The organism is Pseudomonas sp. GM33 (assembly GCF_000282295.1).
Lineage (GTDB): Bacteria > Pseudomonadota > Gammaproteobacteria > Pseudomonadales > Pseudomonadaceae > Aquipseudomonas > Aquipseudomonas laurylsulfatiphila.
In genome coordinates this window covers 64,407-82,301 of the sequence record NZ_AKJO01000068.1, presented here as the reverse complement: position 1 = coordinate 82,301, position 17,895 = coordinate 64,407, and the positions used below count along the sequence as shown (strand labels likewise).

At 57.9% G+C, this 17,895-nt stretch carries 18 protein-coding genes and 2 pseudogenes; 10 read left to right on the top strand and 10 right to left on the bottom strand.

Going from position 1 to position 17,895, the window contains the following annotated elements:
- Positions 1–341 precede the first annotated feature (341 nt).
- Together ompR and PMI26_RS20255 are read left to right on the top strand one after the other, a co-directional pair.
- Positions 342–1,082, top strand: a complete 741-nt coding sequence (gene ompR, locus PMI26_RS20250; RefSeq protein WP_007972873.1) for an osmolarity response regulator transcription factor OmpR — start codon at positions 342–344, stop codon at positions 1,080–1,082.
- A gap of 115 nt (positions 1,083–1,197) precedes the next feature.
- Positions 1,198–2,511, top strand: a complete 1,314-nt coding sequence (locus PMI26_RS20255) for an ATP-binding protein (protein ID WP_007972872.1) — start codon at positions 1,198–1,200, stop codon at positions 2,509–2,511.
- A gap of 85 nt (positions 2,512–2,596) precedes the next feature.
- Here the strand turns inward: PMI26_RS20255 and rimK are convergent, their stop codons facing one another.
- Positions 2,597–3,502 carry a 30S ribosomal protein S6--L-glutamate ligase gene (gene rimK, locus PMI26_RS20260; protein WP_007972871.1) on the bottom strand — a complete coding sequence of 302 codons (906 nt, stop codon included), beginning with the start codon at positions 3,500–3,502 and terminating at the stop codon, positions 2,597–2,599.
- The gene (gene rimB / locus PMI26_RS20265; RefSeq protein WP_007972870.1) at positions 3,499–3,978 is read right to left on the bottom strand and encodes a retropepsin-like aspartic endopeptidase RimB; all 480 of its coding nucleotides are present in this window, start codon (positions 3,976–3,978) and stop codon (positions 3,499–3,501) included. The genes rimK and rimB overlap by 4 nt, the downstream gene beginning before the upstream one ends.
- Before the next feature lie 216 nt (positions 3,979–4,194).
- Between rimB and PMI26_RS20270 the strand changes: the two genes are divergently transcribed.
- The 5 genes from PMI26_RS20270 to PMI26_RS20290 all read left to right on the top strand — a co-directional run bounded on the left by PMI26_RS20270 (position 4,195) and on the right by PMI26_RS20290 (position 9,147).
- On the top strand, positions 4,195–4,602 hold the full coding sequence (locus PMI26_RS20270) for an RNA-binding S4 domain-containing protein (protein WP_007972869.1): 408 nt from the start codon (positions 4,195–4,197) through the stop codon (positions 4,600–4,602).
- Between the two features lie 370 nt (positions 4,603–4,972).
- Entirely contained in the window at positions 4,973–5,875 is a 903-nt protein-coding gene (hslO, locus tag PMI26_RS20275; RefSeq protein WP_007972868.1) for an Hsp33 family molecular chaperone HslO, read from the top strand.
- A gap of 180 nt (positions 5,876–6,055) precedes the next feature.
- The gene (locus PMI26_RS20280; RefSeq protein WP_007972866.1) at positions 6,056–7,597 is read left to right on the top strand and encodes a phosphoenolpyruvate carboxykinase; all 1,542 of its coding nucleotides are present in this window, start codon (positions 6,056–6,058) and stop codon (positions 7,595–7,597) included.
- Between the two features lie 255 nt (positions 7,598–7,852).
- On the top strand, positions 7,853–8,086 hold the full coding sequence (locus tag PMI26_RS20285) for a hypothetical protein (protein ID WP_007972865.1): 234 nt from the start codon (positions 7,853–7,855) through the stop codon (positions 8,084–8,086).
- Between the two features lie 50 nt (positions 8,087–8,136).
- Positions 8,137–9,147 (top strand): hypothetical protein, encoded by a 1,011-nt coding sequence (locus tag PMI26_RS20290; protein WP_081500951.1) that lies wholly within the window; start codon positions 8,137–8,139, stop codon positions 9,145–9,147.
- Between the two features lie 235 nt (positions 9,148–9,382).
- On the opposite strand, the pseudogene PMI26_RS31340 reads toward PMI26_RS20290, so the two are convergent.
- The 7 genes and pseudogenes from PMI26_RS31340 to PMI26_RS20315 form a co-directional block, all read right to left on the bottom strand.
- Positions 9,383–9,517: pseudogene (locus tag PMI26_RS31340) on the bottom strand (EamA family transporter); the annotation flags it as partial.
- Positions 9,518–9,567: 50 nt separating this feature from the next.
- A complete protein-coding gene (locus PMI26_RS20295) occupies positions 9,568–9,921 on the bottom strand; it encodes a DUF1493 family protein (RefSeq protein ID WP_007972863.1) in 354 nt (117 codons plus the stop codon).
- Between the two features lie 104 nt (positions 9,922–10,025).
- Positions 10,026–10,103: pseudogene (locus PMI26_RS32285) on the bottom strand (DUF1493 family protein); the annotation flags it as partial.
- Between the two features lie 109 nt (positions 10,104–10,212).
- Positions 10,213–10,512 carry a hypothetical protein gene (locus PMI26_RS20300; protein ID WP_007972861.1) on the bottom strand — a complete coding sequence of 100 codons (300 nt, stop codon included), beginning with the start codon at positions 10,510–10,512 and terminating at the stop codon, positions 10,213–10,215.
- Positions 10,513–10,846: 334 nt separating this feature from the next.
- Positions 10,847–11,014 carry an antitoxin PaaA2 family protein gene (locus PMI26_RS20305; RefSeq protein ID WP_338009683.1) on the bottom strand — a complete coding sequence of 56 codons (168 nt, stop codon included), beginning with the start codon at positions 11,012–11,014 and terminating at the stop codon, positions 10,847–10,849.
- A gap of 13 nt (positions 11,015–11,027) precedes the next feature.
- Entirely contained in the window at positions 11,028–11,366 is a 339-nt protein-coding gene (locus PMI26_RS20310) for a hypothetical protein (protein ID WP_007972856.1), read from the bottom strand.
- A 410-nt stretch (positions 11,367–11,776) separates the two neighbouring features.
- The gene (locus PMI26_RS20315; RefSeq protein WP_007972854.1) at positions 11,777–12,841 is read right to left on the bottom strand and encodes a S8 family peptidase; all 1,065 of its coding nucleotides are present in this window, start codon (positions 12,839–12,841) and stop codon (positions 11,777–11,779) included.
- A gap of 263 nt (positions 12,842–13,104) precedes the next feature.
- Between PMI26_RS20315 and PMI26_RS20320 the strand changes: the two genes are divergently transcribed.
- The 3 genes from PMI26_RS20320 to PMI26_RS20330 all read left to right on the top strand — a co-directional run bounded on the left by PMI26_RS20320 (position 13,105) and on the right by PMI26_RS20330 (position 17,110).
- On the top strand, positions 13,105–15,039 hold the full coding sequence (locus PMI26_RS20320) for a RecQ family ATP-dependent DNA helicase (RefSeq protein WP_007972852.1): 1,935 nt from the start codon (positions 13,105–13,107) through the stop codon (positions 15,037–15,039).
- A gap of 246 nt (positions 15,040–15,285) precedes the next feature.
- On the top strand, positions 15,286–16,512 hold the full coding sequence (locus PMI26_RS20325; protein WP_007972851.1) for a 3-hydroxyacyl-CoA dehydrogenase: 1,227 nt from the start codon (positions 15,286–15,288) through the stop codon (positions 16,510–16,512).
- A 175-nt stretch (positions 16,513–16,687) separates the two neighbouring features.
- Positions 16,688–17,110: an acyl-CoA thioesterase gene (locus tag PMI26_RS20330; protein ID WP_007972849.1), complete on the top strand. Its 423-nt coding sequence runs from the start codon at positions 16,688–16,690 to the stop codon at positions 17,108–17,110.
- A 66-nt stretch (positions 17,111–17,176) separates the two neighbouring features.
- Here PMI26_RS20330 and PMI26_RS20335 read toward each other — a convergent pair whose 3' ends face one another.
- Positions 17,177–17,665, bottom strand: a complete 489-nt coding sequence (locus tag PMI26_RS20335) for a glycine zipper domain-containing protein (protein ID WP_007972847.1) — start codon at positions 17,663–17,665, stop codon at positions 17,177–17,179.
- Positions 17,666–17,895 lie beyond the last annotated feature (230 nt).

Genomic DNA, 17,895 nt, shown 5'->3' with positions numbered 1-17,895 from the left:
GAAAGCAGGCTCGCAGGCTCAAGGATAAGGGCTCGGCGAGTCTGGTTGAGCGGCCTGGCCTGCGCCGCTACCTGGATCAAAAGATATCCCGTTGACCCGTGAAATCGAACAATTACTGCCGACGCCATGAAAATAAATGGCGTCTGCCTGTAGTACCTGTCTGATGTTGCCTGACACAAAAGGCCGCGCATTATAACCAGCGTTCTGTCGTTCGGGGGCATCACGGGTTGCGGGTGCAATGGCCGGTTTTCTGGCACTAAAGGAAAAATCTGCTAACAATGCACACGGTGCGTATAACGGCAGCTACGCCATAATGCGCGCCGAGATCAAAGGAGCATCCAATGAGCAGCACTGCACAAACTGCTGAAGGCGAGAAAATTCTTATCGTTGACGACGATCCTGGGCTGAGCAGCCTGCTGGAACGTTTTTTCGTCAGCAAGGGCTACCGCGCCCGCGCCGTACCGAACACCGAGCAAATGGATCGCCTGCTGGCGCGCGAAGTGTTCAACCTGGTCGTCCTCGACCTGATGTTGCCCGGTGAAGACGGCCTGACCGCCTGCCGCCGCCTGCGCAACGCGAACAACCAGATTCCAATCATCATGCTCACCGCCAAGGGCGACGAGCTGAGCCGCATCAAGGGCCTGGAACTGGGCGCCGACGATTACCTGGCCAAGCCGTTCAACCCGGATGAGCTGATGGCTCGCGTCAAGGCGGTACTGCGTCGCCAGTCGGCCCCGGTGCCAGGCGCCCCGGGCAGCGAAGACGAAAGCGTGACCTTCGGTGACTACGAGTTGTCCCTGGCCACCCGCGAGCTCAAGCGTGGCGAAGAAGTGCACATGCTCACCACCGGCGAGTTCGCTGTGCTCAAGGCCCTGGTGATGAACGCGCGTCAGCCGCTGACCCGCGACAAACTGATGAACCTGGCCCGTGGCCGCGAGTGGGATGCCCTGGAGCGTTCCATCGACGTGCAGATCTCCCGTCTGCGCCGGATGATCGAGCCCGATCCTTCCAAACCGCGTTATATCCAGACAGTCTGGGGCGTGGGTTACGTGTTTGTACCGGATGGTACCGCCACCAAGTGATTGGCGATTTGTAGGAGCGGGTCGTGCGGACACCGGATCAATCGATCCTGTCCGCAGACTCGCAAACCGCAATATGCGAGCATCGCTCTCTCCTGCAAGTGTTTAACGGTTATCCATGAAAACCCCCGTTTGGTTCCCCCAGAGCTTCTTCTCCCGCACCCTTTGGCTGGTGCTCATCGTCGTTCTCTTCTCCAAGGCGCTGACCCTGGTTTATCTGCTGATGAACGAAGATGTGCTGGTGGACCGCCAGTACAGCCACGGTGTCGCCCTGGTACTGCGCGCCTACTGGGCGGCTGATGAAGAGAACCGCGCCAAGATCGCCGATAGTGCACCCCTGATTCGGGTAGTGGGCGCCGGTGTCCCGGAAGGCGAGCAACATTGGCCTTACAGTGAGATTTACCAGCGACAGATGCAGACCGAGCTGGGGCCGGACACCGAAGTGCGACTACGCATGCATTCTCCCCCGGCATTGTGGGTTCGTGCGCCGAGCCTGGGTGAAGGTTGGCTGAAAGTGCCGTTGTATCCGCACCCGTTGCGTGGCCAGAAAATCTGGAATGTGCTCGGCTGGTTCCTTGCTATCGGTCTGCTGTCCACGGCGTCTGCGTGGATCTTCGTCAGCCAGCTCAATCAACCGTTGAAACGTCTGGTGTATGCCGCGCGGCAACTGGGCCAGGGACGCAGTGTGCGCCTGCCGATCAGCGATACGCCGAGTGAGATGACCGAGGTTTACCGCGCCTTCAACCAGATGGCCGAAGACGTCGAGCAGGCAGGTCGCGAGCGTGAGCTGATGCTGGCCGGGGTTTCCCATGATTTGCGCACGCCCTTGACCCGCTTGCGTCTGTCTCTGGAGTTGATGGGCGATCGCACCGACCTGACCGACGACATGGTGCGCGATATCGAAGACATGGACGCGATTCTCGATCAGTTCCTGGCGTTCATTCGTGACGGGCGCGACGAGTCGGTGGAGGAGGTAGACCTGAGCGACCTGGTCCGCGAAGTCGCTGCGCCGTATAACCAGACCGAAGAAAAAGTGCGGCTGCGCCTGGAGCCGATTCAGCCGTTTCCGTTGCGTCGTGTGTCGATGAAACGACTGCTGAACAACCTGATCGGCAATGCGCTGCATCATGCCGGCAGCGGCGTGGAGGTGGCGGCATACGTGTCCGGGGACACCAGCGCGCCGTATGTGGTGCTGAGCGTCATGGACCGTGGTGCCGGGATCGATCCGTCGGAACTGGAAGCGATCTTCAACCCGTTCACCCGTGGTGATCGTGCCCGGGGCGGCAAGGGCACCGGGTTGGGGCTGGCGATCGTGAAGCGGATTGCTTCGATGCATGGCGGGAATGTTGAACTGCGTAACCGCTCGGGCGGTGGACTGGAAGCGCGGGTGCGCTTGCCGTTGGGGTTGATGTTGCCGCGGGATGCGGTTTAAGGGCTGAAAAGATCGCAGCCTGCGGCAGCTCCTACATGGGAATGCGTACCCTGTAGGAGCTGCCGCAGGCTGCGATCTTTTGCTTTTACCCCTTGCCTTTGGTCCGGGTCATATTCGGCCCGCCATTCTTCTCCAGATGCTCAATGATGATCCCCGCGACATTCTTGCCAGTGGTGGTCTCGATCCCTTCCAACCCTGGTGACGAGTTCACTTCCATCACCAGCGGCCCGTGATTGGAGCGCAGGATGTCCACACCCGCCACCGCCAGCCCCATGACCTTGGCTGCACGCAACGCCGTCATGCGCTCTTCCGGCGTGATCTTGATCAGGCTCGCGCTGCCGCCGCGATGCAGGTTGGAGCGAAACTCGCCGGGTTTGGCCTGGCGCTTCATCGCCGCAATCACCTTGTCCCCGACGACGAAGCAGCGAATGTCTGCACCACCGGCTTCCTTGATGTACTCCTGAACCATGATGTTCTGCTTGAGGCCCATGAACGCCTCGATCACCGATTCAGCGGCAGTCGCGGTTTCGCACAGCACCACGCCGATGCCTTGGGTGCCTTCCAGCACCTTGATCACCAGCGGCGCGCCGTTGACCATTTCGATCAGGTCGGGGATGTCATCGGGGGAGTGGGCAAACCCGGTCACCGGCAAGCCGATCCCGCGACGGGACAGCAATTGCAGCGAACGCAGCTTGTCCCGCGAGCGGGCAATGGCTACCGATTCGTTGAGCGGGAACACCCCCATCATTTCGAACTGGCGCAGCACGGCGCAGCCATAAAAGGTCACGGACGCTCCGATCCGTGGAATCACCGCATCGAAACCTTCCAGCGGCTTGCCGCGGTAGTGGATCTGCGGCTTGTGGCTGGCTATGTTCATGTAGGCGCGCAGGGTGTCGACCACCACCATTTCATGGCCGCGTTCAGTACCGGCTTCAACCAGGCGGCGGGTGGAATACAGACGCGGGTTCCGCGACAGCACAGCGATCTTCATGCAACACCTGTGGAGGAGGTAGATACCGGGAACACCGGCTTGTCTTGTACATACTTGATGCCCGGGTTGACCACCAACTGGCCGTGGATCAGGGCTTTGGAGCCGAGCAGCAGGCGATAACGCATGGATTTGCGGCAGGCGAGCGTGAACTCCACCCGCCAGACCCGATCACCGAGGGCCAGGGTGGTGCTGATCACGTATCGCACCTGCGCGTGACCGTTTGAGCTTTTAATGGTTTTCATCGTCACCAACGGTGCTTCGCAGCGTCGGTGGCGCAGTTGTACGACGGAGCCCAGGTGGGCGGTAAAACGCACCCACTGCTCACCATCGCGCTCGAACAGCTCGATGTCGGTGGCGTGGAGGCTTGAGGTGCTGGCACCGGTGTCGATTTTTGCCCGAAGGCCGGCGACTCCCAAATCCGGGAGCGCCACCCACTCGCGCAGACCGACAACGGTCAAATGGTCAAATGTCTTCAAAAGTGCTCAACCGGTAGAAACCGCTCGGGCCGCATGCGGCCGGATTCGCGGTATTCACGCAGAATAATGATTAAAAGGCGACAGATATCTACGGCCCGGATTTCCAGCCTCCCAAGGAGGTTATGGAATGTCGGTATTGTAATCCGAGCCGGTGAAATTCTTGGTACGTCAGAAACGGTAGTACAGTTCACCAATATTTCAGAATGAGGAAATTCCATGGCACAAAAAAACGAAGAGGACGACAAAGTCCGCCTCGATAAGTGGTTGTGGGCTGCACGATTCTACAAGACCCGCGCCCTGGCCAAGGCGGCGATTGAAAGCGGTAAGGTGCATTGCCGAGGCGAACGCTGCAAGCCGGGTAAAGAGCCACGGGTCGGCGACGAGTTTGTGATCCGCACCGGTTTCGAGGAGCGCACGGTGGTGGTCCAGGCGTTGTCGATCGTGCGCCGTGGTGCACCGGAGGCACAGATGCTCTACGCCGAAACGGAAGCCAGCATCGCCAAGCGCGAAAACGCCGCCGCCGAGCGCAAGGCAGGCGCCCTGGGCGTGAGCACCGATGGCAAGCCGAGCAAGAAGCAGCGGCGGGACCTGTTCAAGTTTCGTGGCAGCAGCAACGATGGCTAAAAGATCGCAGCCTACGGCAGCTCCTACATGGGTTTGCGCGGATCCCTGTAGGAGCTGCCGAAGGCTGCGATCTTTTCAAGGGCTCTTGCAATTGCCCCGGTCAGCAACCATATCGTGGGATTCGCCAGCGGCACATCGAGCGGTTGAACAGCCACTCGTCGAAAATCACCACAGCCTCTGATCCATAGGCCATAACCAAAAGGCCGGTAGCATCAGCGGGCAAGGATTGCGCATCGCCCCCTTGCTTGGAGCAAACCGCGGATTGCTCCTAAAATGCCGGACATGACTGAGCTTGCGCACCCAACGGTGCCTGCCAACGCGCGATTTTCACCGTTGTAACCCATTGCTACCCATTCAGATACCCAGACTAATGACTGACCTACCGGATAACGACTTCACCCAACGCTTCATCTTCGATGACAGCGACACCCGTGGCGAGCTGGTCTCGCTGGAGCTCAGCTACGCCGAAGTCCTGGCCAAACACGCCTACCCGGAGCCGGTCGCGCAACTGCTCGGCGAGCTGATGGCGGCTGCATCGTTGCTGGTCGGCGCGATGAAGTTCGATGGCTTGCTGATTCTGCAAGCCCGTTCCGAAGGCCCGATCCCGCTGCTGATGATCGAGTGCTCCAGCGAGCGCGAGATCCGTGGCCTGGCCCGTTACGAAGCGGACCGTATCGCACCTGACGCGACCCTGGCCGATCTGATGCCGGACGGCGTACTTGCATTGACCATCGACCCGACTCAGGGCCAGCGTTACCAGGGCATCGTCGACCTCGACGGTGCCACCCTGTCGGAATGCTTCACCAACTATTTCGTCATGTCCCAGCAAGTCGGCACGCGTTTCTGGCTGTACGCCGACGGCCGTCGCGCCCGTGGCCTGTTGCTGCAACAGCTGCCTGCCGACCGTTTGAAGGACGAAGACGAGCGCGCCGCCAGCTGGCAGCACCTCACCACCCTGGGCGGCACGCTGACCGCCGATGAACTGCTGGGCCTGGACAACGAAACCGTGTTGCATCGCCTGTACCACGACGAGCAGGTGCGTCTGTTCGATGTACAGAAGTTGCGCTTCCGTTGCAGCTGCTCGCGCGAACGTTCGGCCAATGCGCTGGTCAGTCTGGGTGTGGAAGATGCGCAGCAATTGGTGGTCGAGCACGGTGGCAACATCGAAATCGATTGCCAGTTCTGTAACCAGCGCTACCTGTTCGATGCCGCCGATGTCACCCAATTGTTCGCCGGCGCGGGTGTCGAGACGCCGTCAGATACCCGTCACTAAAACGGTTCAGCGCAGGTAAATTCACTGGCTACCGCCGGATTAACGCCGTTACGACAGGAGGGGCCTACTTTTTTTGGGCTTTTCTGGCATAATCCGGCCCACTTTTTTCGCGGTAGTAGTGCACGACTTTCTACTACAAAAACGTTTGGAGCACTCGGCCACTGGCCGACGGGGAACCTCATGACGCAAGCCAACAATGCCGTGTACACCGATCTGAGTGTTGATGATCTGGTTAAAGAAGCCCTCAATCGCGGTGAAGGCGAGCTTGCCGATACCGGCGCACTGGTTGTTCGTACCGGTCACCGTACCGGCCGTTCACCAGTCGATCGTTTCATCGTTGATGAGCCGAGCACCACGGGCGCCATCGCCTGGGGCCCGATCAACCGCAAGTTCCCGGCCGACAAGTTCGACGCCCTGTGGGACCGTGTTGAAGCTTTCAACAACGCGCAAGAGCATTTCGTTTCCCACGTGCATGTAGGTGCGGCTTCCGAGCACTACCTGGCCGTGAAGATGACCACCCAGACTGCCTGGCAGAACCTGTTCGGCCGTTGCCTGTTCATCAACCCGGCTCAGTACAACCCGGCGGGTCGTGACGAGTGGCAGGTCCTCAACGTTGCCAACTTCGAGTGCGTGCCAGAGCGTGACGGCACCAACTCCGACGGCTGCGTGATCATCAACTTCGCACAGAAGAAAGTGCTGATCGCCGGCATGCGTTACGCCGGTGAGATGAAGAAAGCCATGTTCTCGGTGCAGAACTTCCTGCTGCCGGCTGCCGACGTACTGCCAATGCACTGCGCCGCCAACATCGGCGAAGAAGGCGACGTGACCCTGTTCTTCGGTCTGTCCGGCACTGGCAAGACCACCCTGTCCGCCGACGAAAGCCGTTACCTGATCGGTGACGACGAACACGGCTGGGGCGAAGGCGTGGTGTTCAACATCGAAGGCGGTTGCTATGCCAAGTGCATCGACCTGTCCGAGAAGAACGAGCCGGTTATCTGGAAAGCCATCAAGCACGGCGCGGTATTGGAAAACGTCGTTATCGACGACGCCAAGCACGCCGACTACGCCGATGTCAGCCTGACCCAGAACAGCCGCGCCGCCTACCCGCTGGAGCACGTTGCCAAGCGTTCCGAGAAGAACCTCGGTGGCGAGCCGAATGCTGTGATCTTCCTGACCTGCGACCTGACCGGCGTGCTGCCGCCAGTGTCGATCCTCAACGAAGAACAAGCGGCCTACCACTTCCTGTCCGGCTACACCGCGCTGGTGGGCTCGACTGAAATGGGTTCGGGCAGCGGCATCAAGTCGACCTTCTCCACCTGCTTCGGCGCACCGTTCTTCCCGCGTCCGGCTGGCGAATACGCTGAGCTGCTGATCAAGCGCATCCGCGGCTTCGGCTCCAAGGTCTACCTGGTCAACACCGGCTGGACCGGCGGTGGCTACGGCGTCGGCAAACGCTTCAACATCCCGACCACCCGTGCCGTGATCGCAGCGATCCAGAGCGGCGCGCTGATCGGTACCGAGACCGAGCACCTGGACACCATCAACCTCGACGTGCCAGTGGCCGTACCGGGCGTTGAGACTGGCCTGCTGAACCCACGCAACACCTGGGCCGACAAAGCCGCCTACGACGAAGCCGCCAAAGCATTGGCCGGCCTGTTCATCGAGAACTTCAAGAAGTTCGAAGTGAGCGACGCGATCAAGGCTGCGGGTCCAAAGATTTAACTTGGCTGTCTAGTATTGCTCCGCAAAGGGGCAAACAATTAAAAAACGCTCAATGCATCATTGAGCGTTTTTTTATGTCTGAATTATTAATGTCTTATTCGCTCTCTGGTAGGGCGCTTATTACATTTTGAACCTTCCATAATCGCCATCTGATCTTGTTTGCTGTTAGAACTTACAGTAGACGCTGATCTGTGTTTACGTCTCTAATTTTATGGTCACCCATTTTCTGGGTGGCGTAAAAATGGAGATAACATAATGACGGATTTAATGAAGCGTCCCGGTGAGCTTGATCAAAGTTATGGTGAAAAGGGTATTTGCAATCTTCAGATAGACGGATATTTAAACGCTATGGCGGAAGGGAGGAACGGGTATCAACATTTTGTTTATGTCGCCGGCACGACTCGAGTAAGGGCTGGGGAGTTGAAGAAGTACTTTTTAGCACGCCTTACAGAGGGTGGTAAGCTTGATGCATCTTTTGGGGGGGTGTAATTACCGGTGAATTCTCACCTGGTTTTGATTCGCAAGTATTCAGTGTAGCAGTGCAAAAGAATGGAAAAATTGTAATCTCGGGAGATTTTGACTATCGGTCAGCAGCGTTAGCAAGGTTCAATATGGATGGAAGTCTTGATGAAGCCTTTGGGGAAAATGGGGTGAAAATTCTTGATCCTTCTAAAGATCATGAAGCTGATAAGGAAGAATTCATACCTGAAAGCAGTGTCAGGTCATCAGGCGCCTTCGGTCAATCGAACATGGTTTTGTTGGCGGATGGCAAGATTTTGCTGGTCCATACTAATCGAAGGGGGAATCGGCATCAGCTTATTTGCCTTACAGCCAATGGAGATCTCGACCTCAGTTTTCAAGGGAAAGGTTTCATAGATATTACTGCGCCTGAACCTTGGCGAATGATGCGAGTTACGGGGTTAGGTATCCAGGAAACGATGGGGGGTGAAAAACTTATTGTGTCTGGTTATTGCACCAAGTTGACTGAAGATGGCCAAGATACTATTTCAGCTGGAATTTTTGCGCGTTACGATATGAGTGGCTTCAAGGACGAGAGCTTTAAAGGAAAAGGGTTTTTTGTACTTGAGCACATCAAAGAGTTAGAGATTTTGGGGGTCACTATTCTTCCAGCTGGGAAAATTTATGGCTTTGGAAGAACGCCTCCACCTCATTTCGGCGGTGGTACTCTATCAAATGCAGTAATAGTACGGCTTGGAGAAGATGGCAGTCCTGAAATCTATAAAGTTATTGCAAAACAAAATGAGCTTGAATTTTATTCAGGTGCGGTGCAAAAAAAAGATAATAAAATAGTTGTGGCTGGAACTTGGTATAGCCCGCGCGGGGAGCTGGGGGTTGTGGGTCGCTATCATGAAGATGGCACGCCGGATGTCGAATTTGGTCATGAATCGTCGTTAGACGGAATAATCTGGTTCCCCGATGTCGGTTATGGGCGGTGTGCCAGGATCCAAGAGAATGGATTAATTCTCGTTAGCGGCGCTGTTAATTATCAAGGTCATTCTAGTGCGGCAGTCCTGCGTTACATGAGTTGATGATTCATGATGTTTAACTCTTGGTCATTACACGTCGAATTAAGTATCGATAAGTAGTGAGGGCAATATTCTTTGCTTTTCGCCAAAGTTGTTCGACCTTTGCACTGACGATACGGGTTGGTTTGGTATCCCGCAGTTGCGCTCCATCTCATCGGCGCGACACATTTTTTATTGTGGCGCCGTGCCGCCCCTCGGGGCGGCCTTTTTCGTGCGCGTCGTTTCAGGTTTTCAGATTCAGGACAAACGCCCCGACCAACACCAGCACAAGCCCCAGCGCCTGACCGAAATAAACGGCGCGTTTGAACCCCACCGCGCGGGCATTGAGCCCCACCAGAAAATCCGTGCCGCCCCACAGCAAGGCGGCCAACAACCCCCATCAACACGTCCCCGCGATTTCCTTATCGTTATGCGCCGTGGACGTTACAAGCCTTCCAGCGCCTGCGTGTCCCAGTGTTGGGCCTTGATGGCCCGGTAGAGCATGCCAATGGTCAATGGCACTTTGTCGCCGCGACCCTTGGCTTTGCGCTTGAGAAATACATCGTAGCCGTCGGGCTGGAAATAGCGATAGCTGTCGAAATCCACGAACTCGATGGCGAAGTGGTTTTCCAGGGTTTCGATCAAATGCTGTGCATCGGCACCGTTGCAGCCCAGGTCGAAGTTGATCGAGGTGCTGAGGCTGATGGTTTTGCGCTCGGGCAGGCCGAGTTCTTCGTGCAGCAACTGCATGAGCAGTTGCATGACGTGGTCGTCCGGGAAGTTGGGGGCGAGGTTCATTGCGGGTTGTCCGGTTGGGCTTGGGCGGATCTTATGGGTTGCCGATCGCGAGAGGAAGGAGCGACTGACTTGATCGTTCCTGGGCGCAATGTTTCAGGTCGCGGGGAAGGCTGACGTTCATCCCGCAGGATCTCGTTCATCTGTTGCACGCTTTCCATTAGCTCATTAAAAAACTTGCTCATGGTTCCTCCTGCGCTCGATGACGGCTTTCCATGCTTTTTGTCCGTTGGATCAGATTTTGTTGTTTTGATCGTTCCCATGCAGAACATGGGAACTGATCTTCACGCAACGTCAGACCGGAGCTTTCCAGTTGAGCATTCGTTGCTGGGCGACTTTGAGCAGGTCGCAGCCGTCCTGGGTCAGGAGGTAGAGGGCGTGGGTGATGTGGGGGATGTCTTCGAGGTCGCCGTGTTTGAAGCATTGGCAGTACAGGGTTTGCAGCAGCTCGCTGGAGGCCCGGATGCGTTGGAGGGCGGCTTCGAGGATGTCTTGGGGGTTGGCCTCTGTATCGATGATCAGGGGCTGGGAATCGGTGAGATTGGTGTGGAGTGGGAGATAGCGTTCGTTGGTGAACGGGTTCCATTTGTTCATTTTATGTATTCTCAAATGCTTTGGATGAAACCACCGCCATCGTGACCAAGCGATGGGAGGCGGACTGTGTTCGGGTTGGTCAACCGGGAGAACACACAAAACCGGCACGCTCGAAGGCGTCCCAAACACAGCCACCATAAAGCGTGCAGACACTTGAGTGCCGGCAGCATACAACGGACGCGTTTATGTGTTCCATTCGGGTGACCAAGCCCGAGTCGCTGATTTGGCAGCGACAGCCCGGACTATAGGATTGAGTGACTGGTCATCGATAGCCGACAAGGTGTCTTGTTTTGTAGGACCTTGCCGAAGCTTTGATAGGGCGTTGCTGACGGGCTTATCTCTTGCGCAATTTTTCGCGTTTGATTGCCATCAAGCGTTTGGCTTCTTCATTTGGAATGCAGGGACGGGAATCGTCTAGGCCGGCTTGTACTTGGGCTTTGAACCATGCGTCGTAGGCTGCTTGTACGAGCGGTTCTTGGGTATCGGGTATTTTGTTTTTCATCTGGCTCACCGCGTTATCGTTTTTCGCGAGCAAGCCCGCTCCCACAGGGAGTTGTGGTGGAACTAGCAACGTGTTTCGGCAAGCGTTGCCGGGCGATGTCGAGCAGGTCGTTGCCGTCCTGGGTCAGCAAGTACAGGGCGCTGACGATATTGGGGATGTCGCTCGCTTCGGCCTGTTTGAAACAGGTGCAATAAAGGGTTTCGAGCAGGTCGCTGGCGGCGCGGATACGTTGTCGGGCGGCGTCGAGGATCTCGTAGGGGTCGGCCTCGGTATCGATGACCAGCACCGGGGTTTCGCTGTAGCGGGTCTTTAGCGGGTGGTAGCGGGCTGTCAGTGAGTCGGGGTTTTTCATTGAGTGCGTCCTTTGCGAAATCGGCAAGTGTTCCCGGCAGGCCGAGACACTGTTTTCAGCCGCGCAGGAAACTATAGGAGGGGATGGCGTTGGGGGACAAGACGGCTGAGATCGACAGGCTTTGTAAGGGTTTTGTCATATTTGGAGGAAGGGGACTACAGGTTGTTGGTGGGTTTTCAACGTGAAATGGCGAAAAGTAAAAATGCTTACAGCGTTCTCAGTTGTTTCGCAGTAAATCTCGGTAGAGGGTGCTTCGGACGATGTCGGGTGTTTCGAGTCTAACAGTGGCTGTGCTGGCCTCTTCGTCGGGGCGCCGCCCGGAGCAAGCCCGCTCCCACAAGGGGCTTGAGTCGTGTGGGTGGTTCAGACTGGCGAGGGTATCTCGACGCTGCCGAACGACCCATACAGACTTACTCGGTCATGACCTTTGGCGCTTGGCGCGAGGCTGCTTCCAGATCCATCAAGCCTCTACCGTAGGCTTCACTGTTGGCATAGAGGCCAGTCCGGTTCGCCGTCGCCAGCAGATGCTCGCGCACTTGCTGCGCAGTGAGCTCGGGGTAACGACTTTGCAGTGCCGCCAATGCTCCGCTGACCAGCGCGGCAGCAGGCGAGGTGCCAGCCGTCTGGGTGTAGGTGCCATCCCTGTTGGTGGTCAGCAGGCCTTGCCCTGCACCGGCGTCGCCACCCGGTACAGCAATGCACCAGGCTGCCGCCACGCCACAATAGTTGGATTTGGCATTGATGGCGCTGCCGTCGTTTTTCAACGCAACCACCGCGATCCAGCCTTTTTCCAATTCGGGTATAGCGAGTGGTAAGCCGGGCTCAGCCAAGGGTTCTCGTTTCAGTTCATTGCCGGTAGGGAAAACAAAGACGGCGCCGTCCTCAACCAGTTTGCGCGCGGTCACCAGTGACTGCGGCATGACTTGCTTGTAACGCGCCTCGTTGATTTCGGTCGCAGGAATGGCGTTGGCCCACGAGTTGTTGAGAATGCGCGCGCCCTTGTCGAAACCTGCTTGCCAGGACTGAGCGATTTCACCATCGAAGAAAAAGGGTTCGTTATCGTCGCCGAAGCGATAGGGGATCAGCTGTGCGTTGAACGCGACGCCGTGCATGCCCTGGTCATCCTTGTTGGCTGCGAGGATGCCGGCCATCTGGGTGCCGTGGCCGACCCGATCAAAAGTGCCGACCTGATTCTCGACATGGTCAAAACCCGGATCACGGAGCCTTCCTCGAAACGCCGGCAGGCTACTGTTCAGACCCGAATCGATCAGTGCGACAGCCACACCCTGGCCGGTGCCGCCGCGGGCATAAAGACTTGATGCGTTGACAATCGCCAGACCTTTTTGGGCCTGATACTCCGGCGTTTCAAAGGCTGCCGTGTCCAGGGAAGGCTGTTCCGGGACGGTCAGGCATCCGTTCAAAAGAAGGGGGAGTGCGAGCGTGCAGGCCAGCGGAAAAAAGTGTTTTTGGGGCATGGTCGTTCCTTGATAAGGATCCGCGTATCTCACGCTTCCTGCATGATGGACACCTGGCGGAAGTTGATGGCGGTAAACCATACCGGCTGACGAAAGGCCGAGATCAGTGGGCAAAGTGCCTTCTGTGTTTCAACCTATGGCCAGGGATCGCTGGGTCGGGACGCTGTATCATCCCGTATCGTTTTTGCCCCCGACCTTTTCTCGACTCGCTGCAATCGCCGGCTAGGCTTTTGACTCCGCAGCGGTCAATGGAGTGACAGCTTATGCACAACACCCTGGAACAGGTTTTCGGTTATCCACAGTTTCGACCCGGTCAGGAGGCGGCCGTCAGTGCCGTGTTGGCCGGGCGTTCGGCGGCGGCGATATTTCCCACCGGTTCCGGCAAGTCCCTTTGTTACCAATTGCCGGCGCTGTTGCTGCCGCACCTGACGCTGGTGGTCTCGCCGTTGCTGGCGTTGATGCAGGATCAACTGGCATTCCTGCAACGCCACGGCATCTCGGCGGGCAGTATCGATTCGGCCCAGAGTCGCGAAGACGCCAGCGACGTCATGGCTCGGGCAAAATCCGGCGAACTGAAGATTCTGATGATCTCGGTGGAACGCCTGAAGAACGAGCGCTTCCGGCATTTTCTGCAGCAAGTACCGATCTCGCTGCTGGTGGTGGACGAGGCGCATTGCATCTCCGAATGGGGGCACAACTTTCGCCCGGACTACCTCAAGCTTCCCGACTATCAACGCCAGTTCAATATCCCTCAGGTGCTGTTGCTGACCGCAACAGCGACGCCCAAAGTCATCGCCGACATGCAGGCGAAATTCGCCATCGCGGCCGACGATGTGGTGACCACCGGTTTCTATCGCCCGAACCTCAATTTGCTGGTGGAGCCGGTTCGTGGAGTGGACAAGCGCCGACGCCTCGTCGAGTGGATGAGCCGGCGTGCGGACCAGCCGAGCATCGTCTACGTCACCCTGCAGAAAACGGCGGAACACATCGCCGAACACCTGAACCACAACGGCATTCAGGCCGAGGCCTATCACGCCGGGTTGCCCCATGATCAACGGGAAGCGATTCAGCGTCGCTTCATGGGCGGGCAGTCCAATTGCATCGTCGCCACCATCGCTTTCGGCATGGGCATCGACAAAAGCGACATCCGCAACGTGGTGCATTTCGACCTACCCAAATCCATCGAAAACTACAGCCAGGAAATCGGTCGCGCCGGGCGTGACGGGCAGCCGTCGGACTGCCTGGTGTTGGCCAACCGCGACAGCCTCAACGTGCTGGAGAACTTCGTCTACGGCGACACCCCCGAGCTTGATGGCATCCGTTGCATGCTGGACGAGATGCAGGCCGCAGCACTCGAAGGGCAGTGGGAGTTTCTGCTGGGGCCGTTGGCGGATCAGAGCAATATTCGCCAATTGCCGCTCAAGACCTTGCTGGTGCAACTTGAATTGCGCGGGTTGATCGCCCCGCGTTACGCGTACTACGCCGAGTATCGCTTCAAGTATCTGGAGGAGCCCGAGGCGTTGTTGGCGCGTTTTGAAGGTGAGCGCAGGGATTTTGTCGCTGCGATCATCCAGACTTCCAGCCGCGCCCGGACCTGGGCCACGGTGAATTTCGAGGCGTTGCACGAGCAGCACCAGGCCGAGCGCAGTCGGGTGGTCAAGGCGCTGGACTACTTCCAGGAGAAGGGTTGGGTGGAGCTCGAAAGCAAGCAGATGACCGAGGTCTACAGCGTGCTGCAAAGCGGGTTCGACAGCGCCGCGTTGGGCGAAGAGCTGCACCGTTATTTCACTCGGCATGAACACACCGAGATCGCGCGGATTCACGCGATGCTGGATCTGTTCGCCACCGACCGTTGCCTGGGCTATCGCCTGGCCGAGTATTTCGGCGACCACAATGCTCCGCAGCAATGTGGCCATTGTTCGGTGTGTCATGGGCAGATCGCGCGGCTACCGGCGCCACCGGAATTGCCGGCGCTTGTGGATAAAAATTTCGAGGCGTTGTGTGGCGACTTTATCCACAGGCACGAGCAGCACACGGGCAACGTGCCTTCGGCTGAACGCGTGACGCGGTTTCTGTGCGGGATCAGCGTACCGCTGTTCACCAAACTGAAGGTGCGGGCGATTTCCGGGTTTGCGGCGCTGGAAGATTATCCGTACGCCGGGGTACGCAGTTGGGCCGAGCGGCATCTGGCAGGCTGAACCACAACCCTTGTGGGAGCGAGTTTGCTCGCGATGAGGCCGGCACATTCAACAGTGATGGTGACTGACAAATCGCCATCGTCGGAACGCCGCCCGGAGCAAGCTCGCTCCCACAGGGATTTAAGGTGTACTCAAAGGGCTATATCCATCCGCTGAATGTTGCTCATCACAGGAATAAATTTCAAAAATGTGCAGTGGCTGACTATGGTGATGGCTGTCTTCGGATCGCCAACAAGAGAACAAAACATGAGCCAGACACCGTCGAATATTCAGCGCGCCGCCGTCATCGGCGCGGGCACCATGGGCCGTGGCATTGTCATGTGCCTGGCCAACGCCGGGGTGGCCGTGCAGTGGGTCGACAACAATCCGCAAATGCTGGAACAGGCCATGGCAACCGTGGCGGACACCTATGCCCACAGTGTGCGTCAGGGCCGCATTGATCAGGCAGAAGCCGACGCCCGTATCGCGCGGGTAACGGCGGCCGATGGTTATGTGGCCATCCGCGATGTCGACCTGGTCATCGAAGCGGTGTACGAAAACCTTGAGCTCAAGCAGAAAATCTTCCGTGAACTCGATGGCCTGCTCAAGCCTGAGGCGATTCTGGCGAGCAATACTTCGGCGCTGGACATCGACGCTATCGCGGCCGTCACACGCCGGCCACAGCAAGTGCTGGGTCTGCATTTCTTCAGCCCGGCGCACATCATGAAGCTGCTGGAAATCGTCCGTGGCGCGCAGACTGCTCCGGCAGTCCTCGACGCGGCGCTGGCGCTCGGCCAGCGCATGGGCAAGGTCAGTGTAGTGGCCGGCAATTGTGACGGTTTCATCGGCAACCGCATGCTCAATACCTATGTGCTCGAGGCGCGGAAAATGCTGCTGGAAGGTGCCTATCCCTACCAGGTGGACGCAGCGCTGCAAGGGTTCGGTTTCGCCATGGGGCCATTCCGCATGTTCGACGTGGTGGGCGTCGACCTGCAGTGGCGAGCGCGGCAACTGTCCGGTGTCGGGCAGGACGCGCCTGAAGTTCAGGTGGATAACCGACTGTGCGAAATGGAACGTTTCGGCCAAAAGAATGGCAACGGTTTTTACCACTATGAACCTGGCAGCCGTCAGGCCGAGCACGATCCGCAGGTCGATGCACTGGTGCTTCAAGTCAGTGAAGAACTAGGGTTTCAGCGTCGCGAGATCGGCCCGGAGGAGATTCTCGAGCGCTGCTTGCTGGCACTGGTCAACGAAGGCGCGAAGATCCTGCAGGAAGGCATTGCCGGATCGGCTCGGGATATCGATCTGGTCTACCTCAACGGTTACGGTTTCCCGGCGGACAAGGGCGGGCCGATGGCCTGGGCGGATCAGCAGGGGTTGGCGGACATCCATCGGCGCCTGATGGATCTTGAGACGCTTCAGGGTGATCACTGGACCCCGGCGCGGTTGATTGGCGAGTTGGCGGCGGCGGGCAAGGGCTTTGCTGACAACTGATTGATGTGGCGCCTGCAAGGGCGCCTTCGCGAGCAAGCCCGCTCCCACAATTGATCTTCGGTGAACACAGATTTTGTGTACGGCAGAGATCCACAGTGGGAGCGGGCTTGCTCGCGAAGAACGATAACGCGGTTTTCGCCTTAGACTGGCGAACCAACTCCAGGAATCAACGCCAATGCCCCAACGCACCGACTACCCCCACTTCCAACCCATCACCACCCGCTGGCACGACAACGACGCCTACGGTCACGTCAACAACGTCACCTATTACAGCTTCTTCGATACGGCGGTGAACACTTACCTGATCGAAGTCGGTGGCCTGGATATCCATGACGGTGAGGTGGTGGGGTTCGTGGTGAGCTCCTCCTGTGATTACTTTGCTTCCATCGCGTTCCCGGACCGTATCGAGATCGGTCTGCGAGTGGGCAAGTTGGGCAATAGTTCGGTGCAGTACGAACTGGCCGTGTTCAAGCAAGGCGAGGATGAAGCCTGTGCGGCAGGGCGCTTCGTGCATGTGTTTGTCGATCGTGCGTCGAATCAACCCGTGGCGATTCCTGCCGGGTTACGCGGGGCGCTGGAGCGTCTGGTGGTTCAGTAAGGCAAAAAAAATCGCAGCTCTTGGGCTGCGATTTTTGTTGTACTGATCAGCGAGGCGCTCGAGGCCTTAGTCGCGGTAGTACCTGTGGTGGTGCTTGCGATGGCCATAGGCATGACCGCGGCCTGGATGGCCGTCACGGTAGTAACGACGATCACCATGGCCGCGATACGAACCACGATCGTCGTCATCATTATCGTACTCTTTGCCCATGTAGTTACCCAGCGCGCCACCGGCGCCGCCGCCTGCTGCGGCACCGATCAGGCTGCCGGTGGTGCCGCCCACGCTGCGGCCGACCACGTTACCGCCCGCTGCACCCAACGCACCGCCAATGGCCGCTTCGCCACGGCTGTGTTTGTTTGCGCCGACGGCACTACCACCCGCGCCGCCCAGGGCCGCGCCGATGGTGGAACCTGTACTGCCGCCTAACGACTGACCGACGACCGAGCCTAGAACCCCGCCCAATGCGCCGCCTACACCGGCTTCGGTGGTGCCGCCAGCAGACGCGAAACCGCTGACCAGGCCAAGGGACAACAAGAGAATCGAGGAGAACTTCATGGAGGAACCTCAAGGGGATGACGGCGCGATCCTGAGGCTCTGGAATGGGCGTGACAATCGAAATCCGACGAATAACACGACTTGTATACAATATTGCAAGTTACTGTTTTTTGGGCGGAACTTATCGTTTTTTTGCCGGTCTTTTACTACTTCGCAAAGGCCGTTTTCATGAGGGAACGGCCTTTTTTGTGGGTGAAAGGAAAGTGCAGAATTCGGAAAGTTTGTTGTTT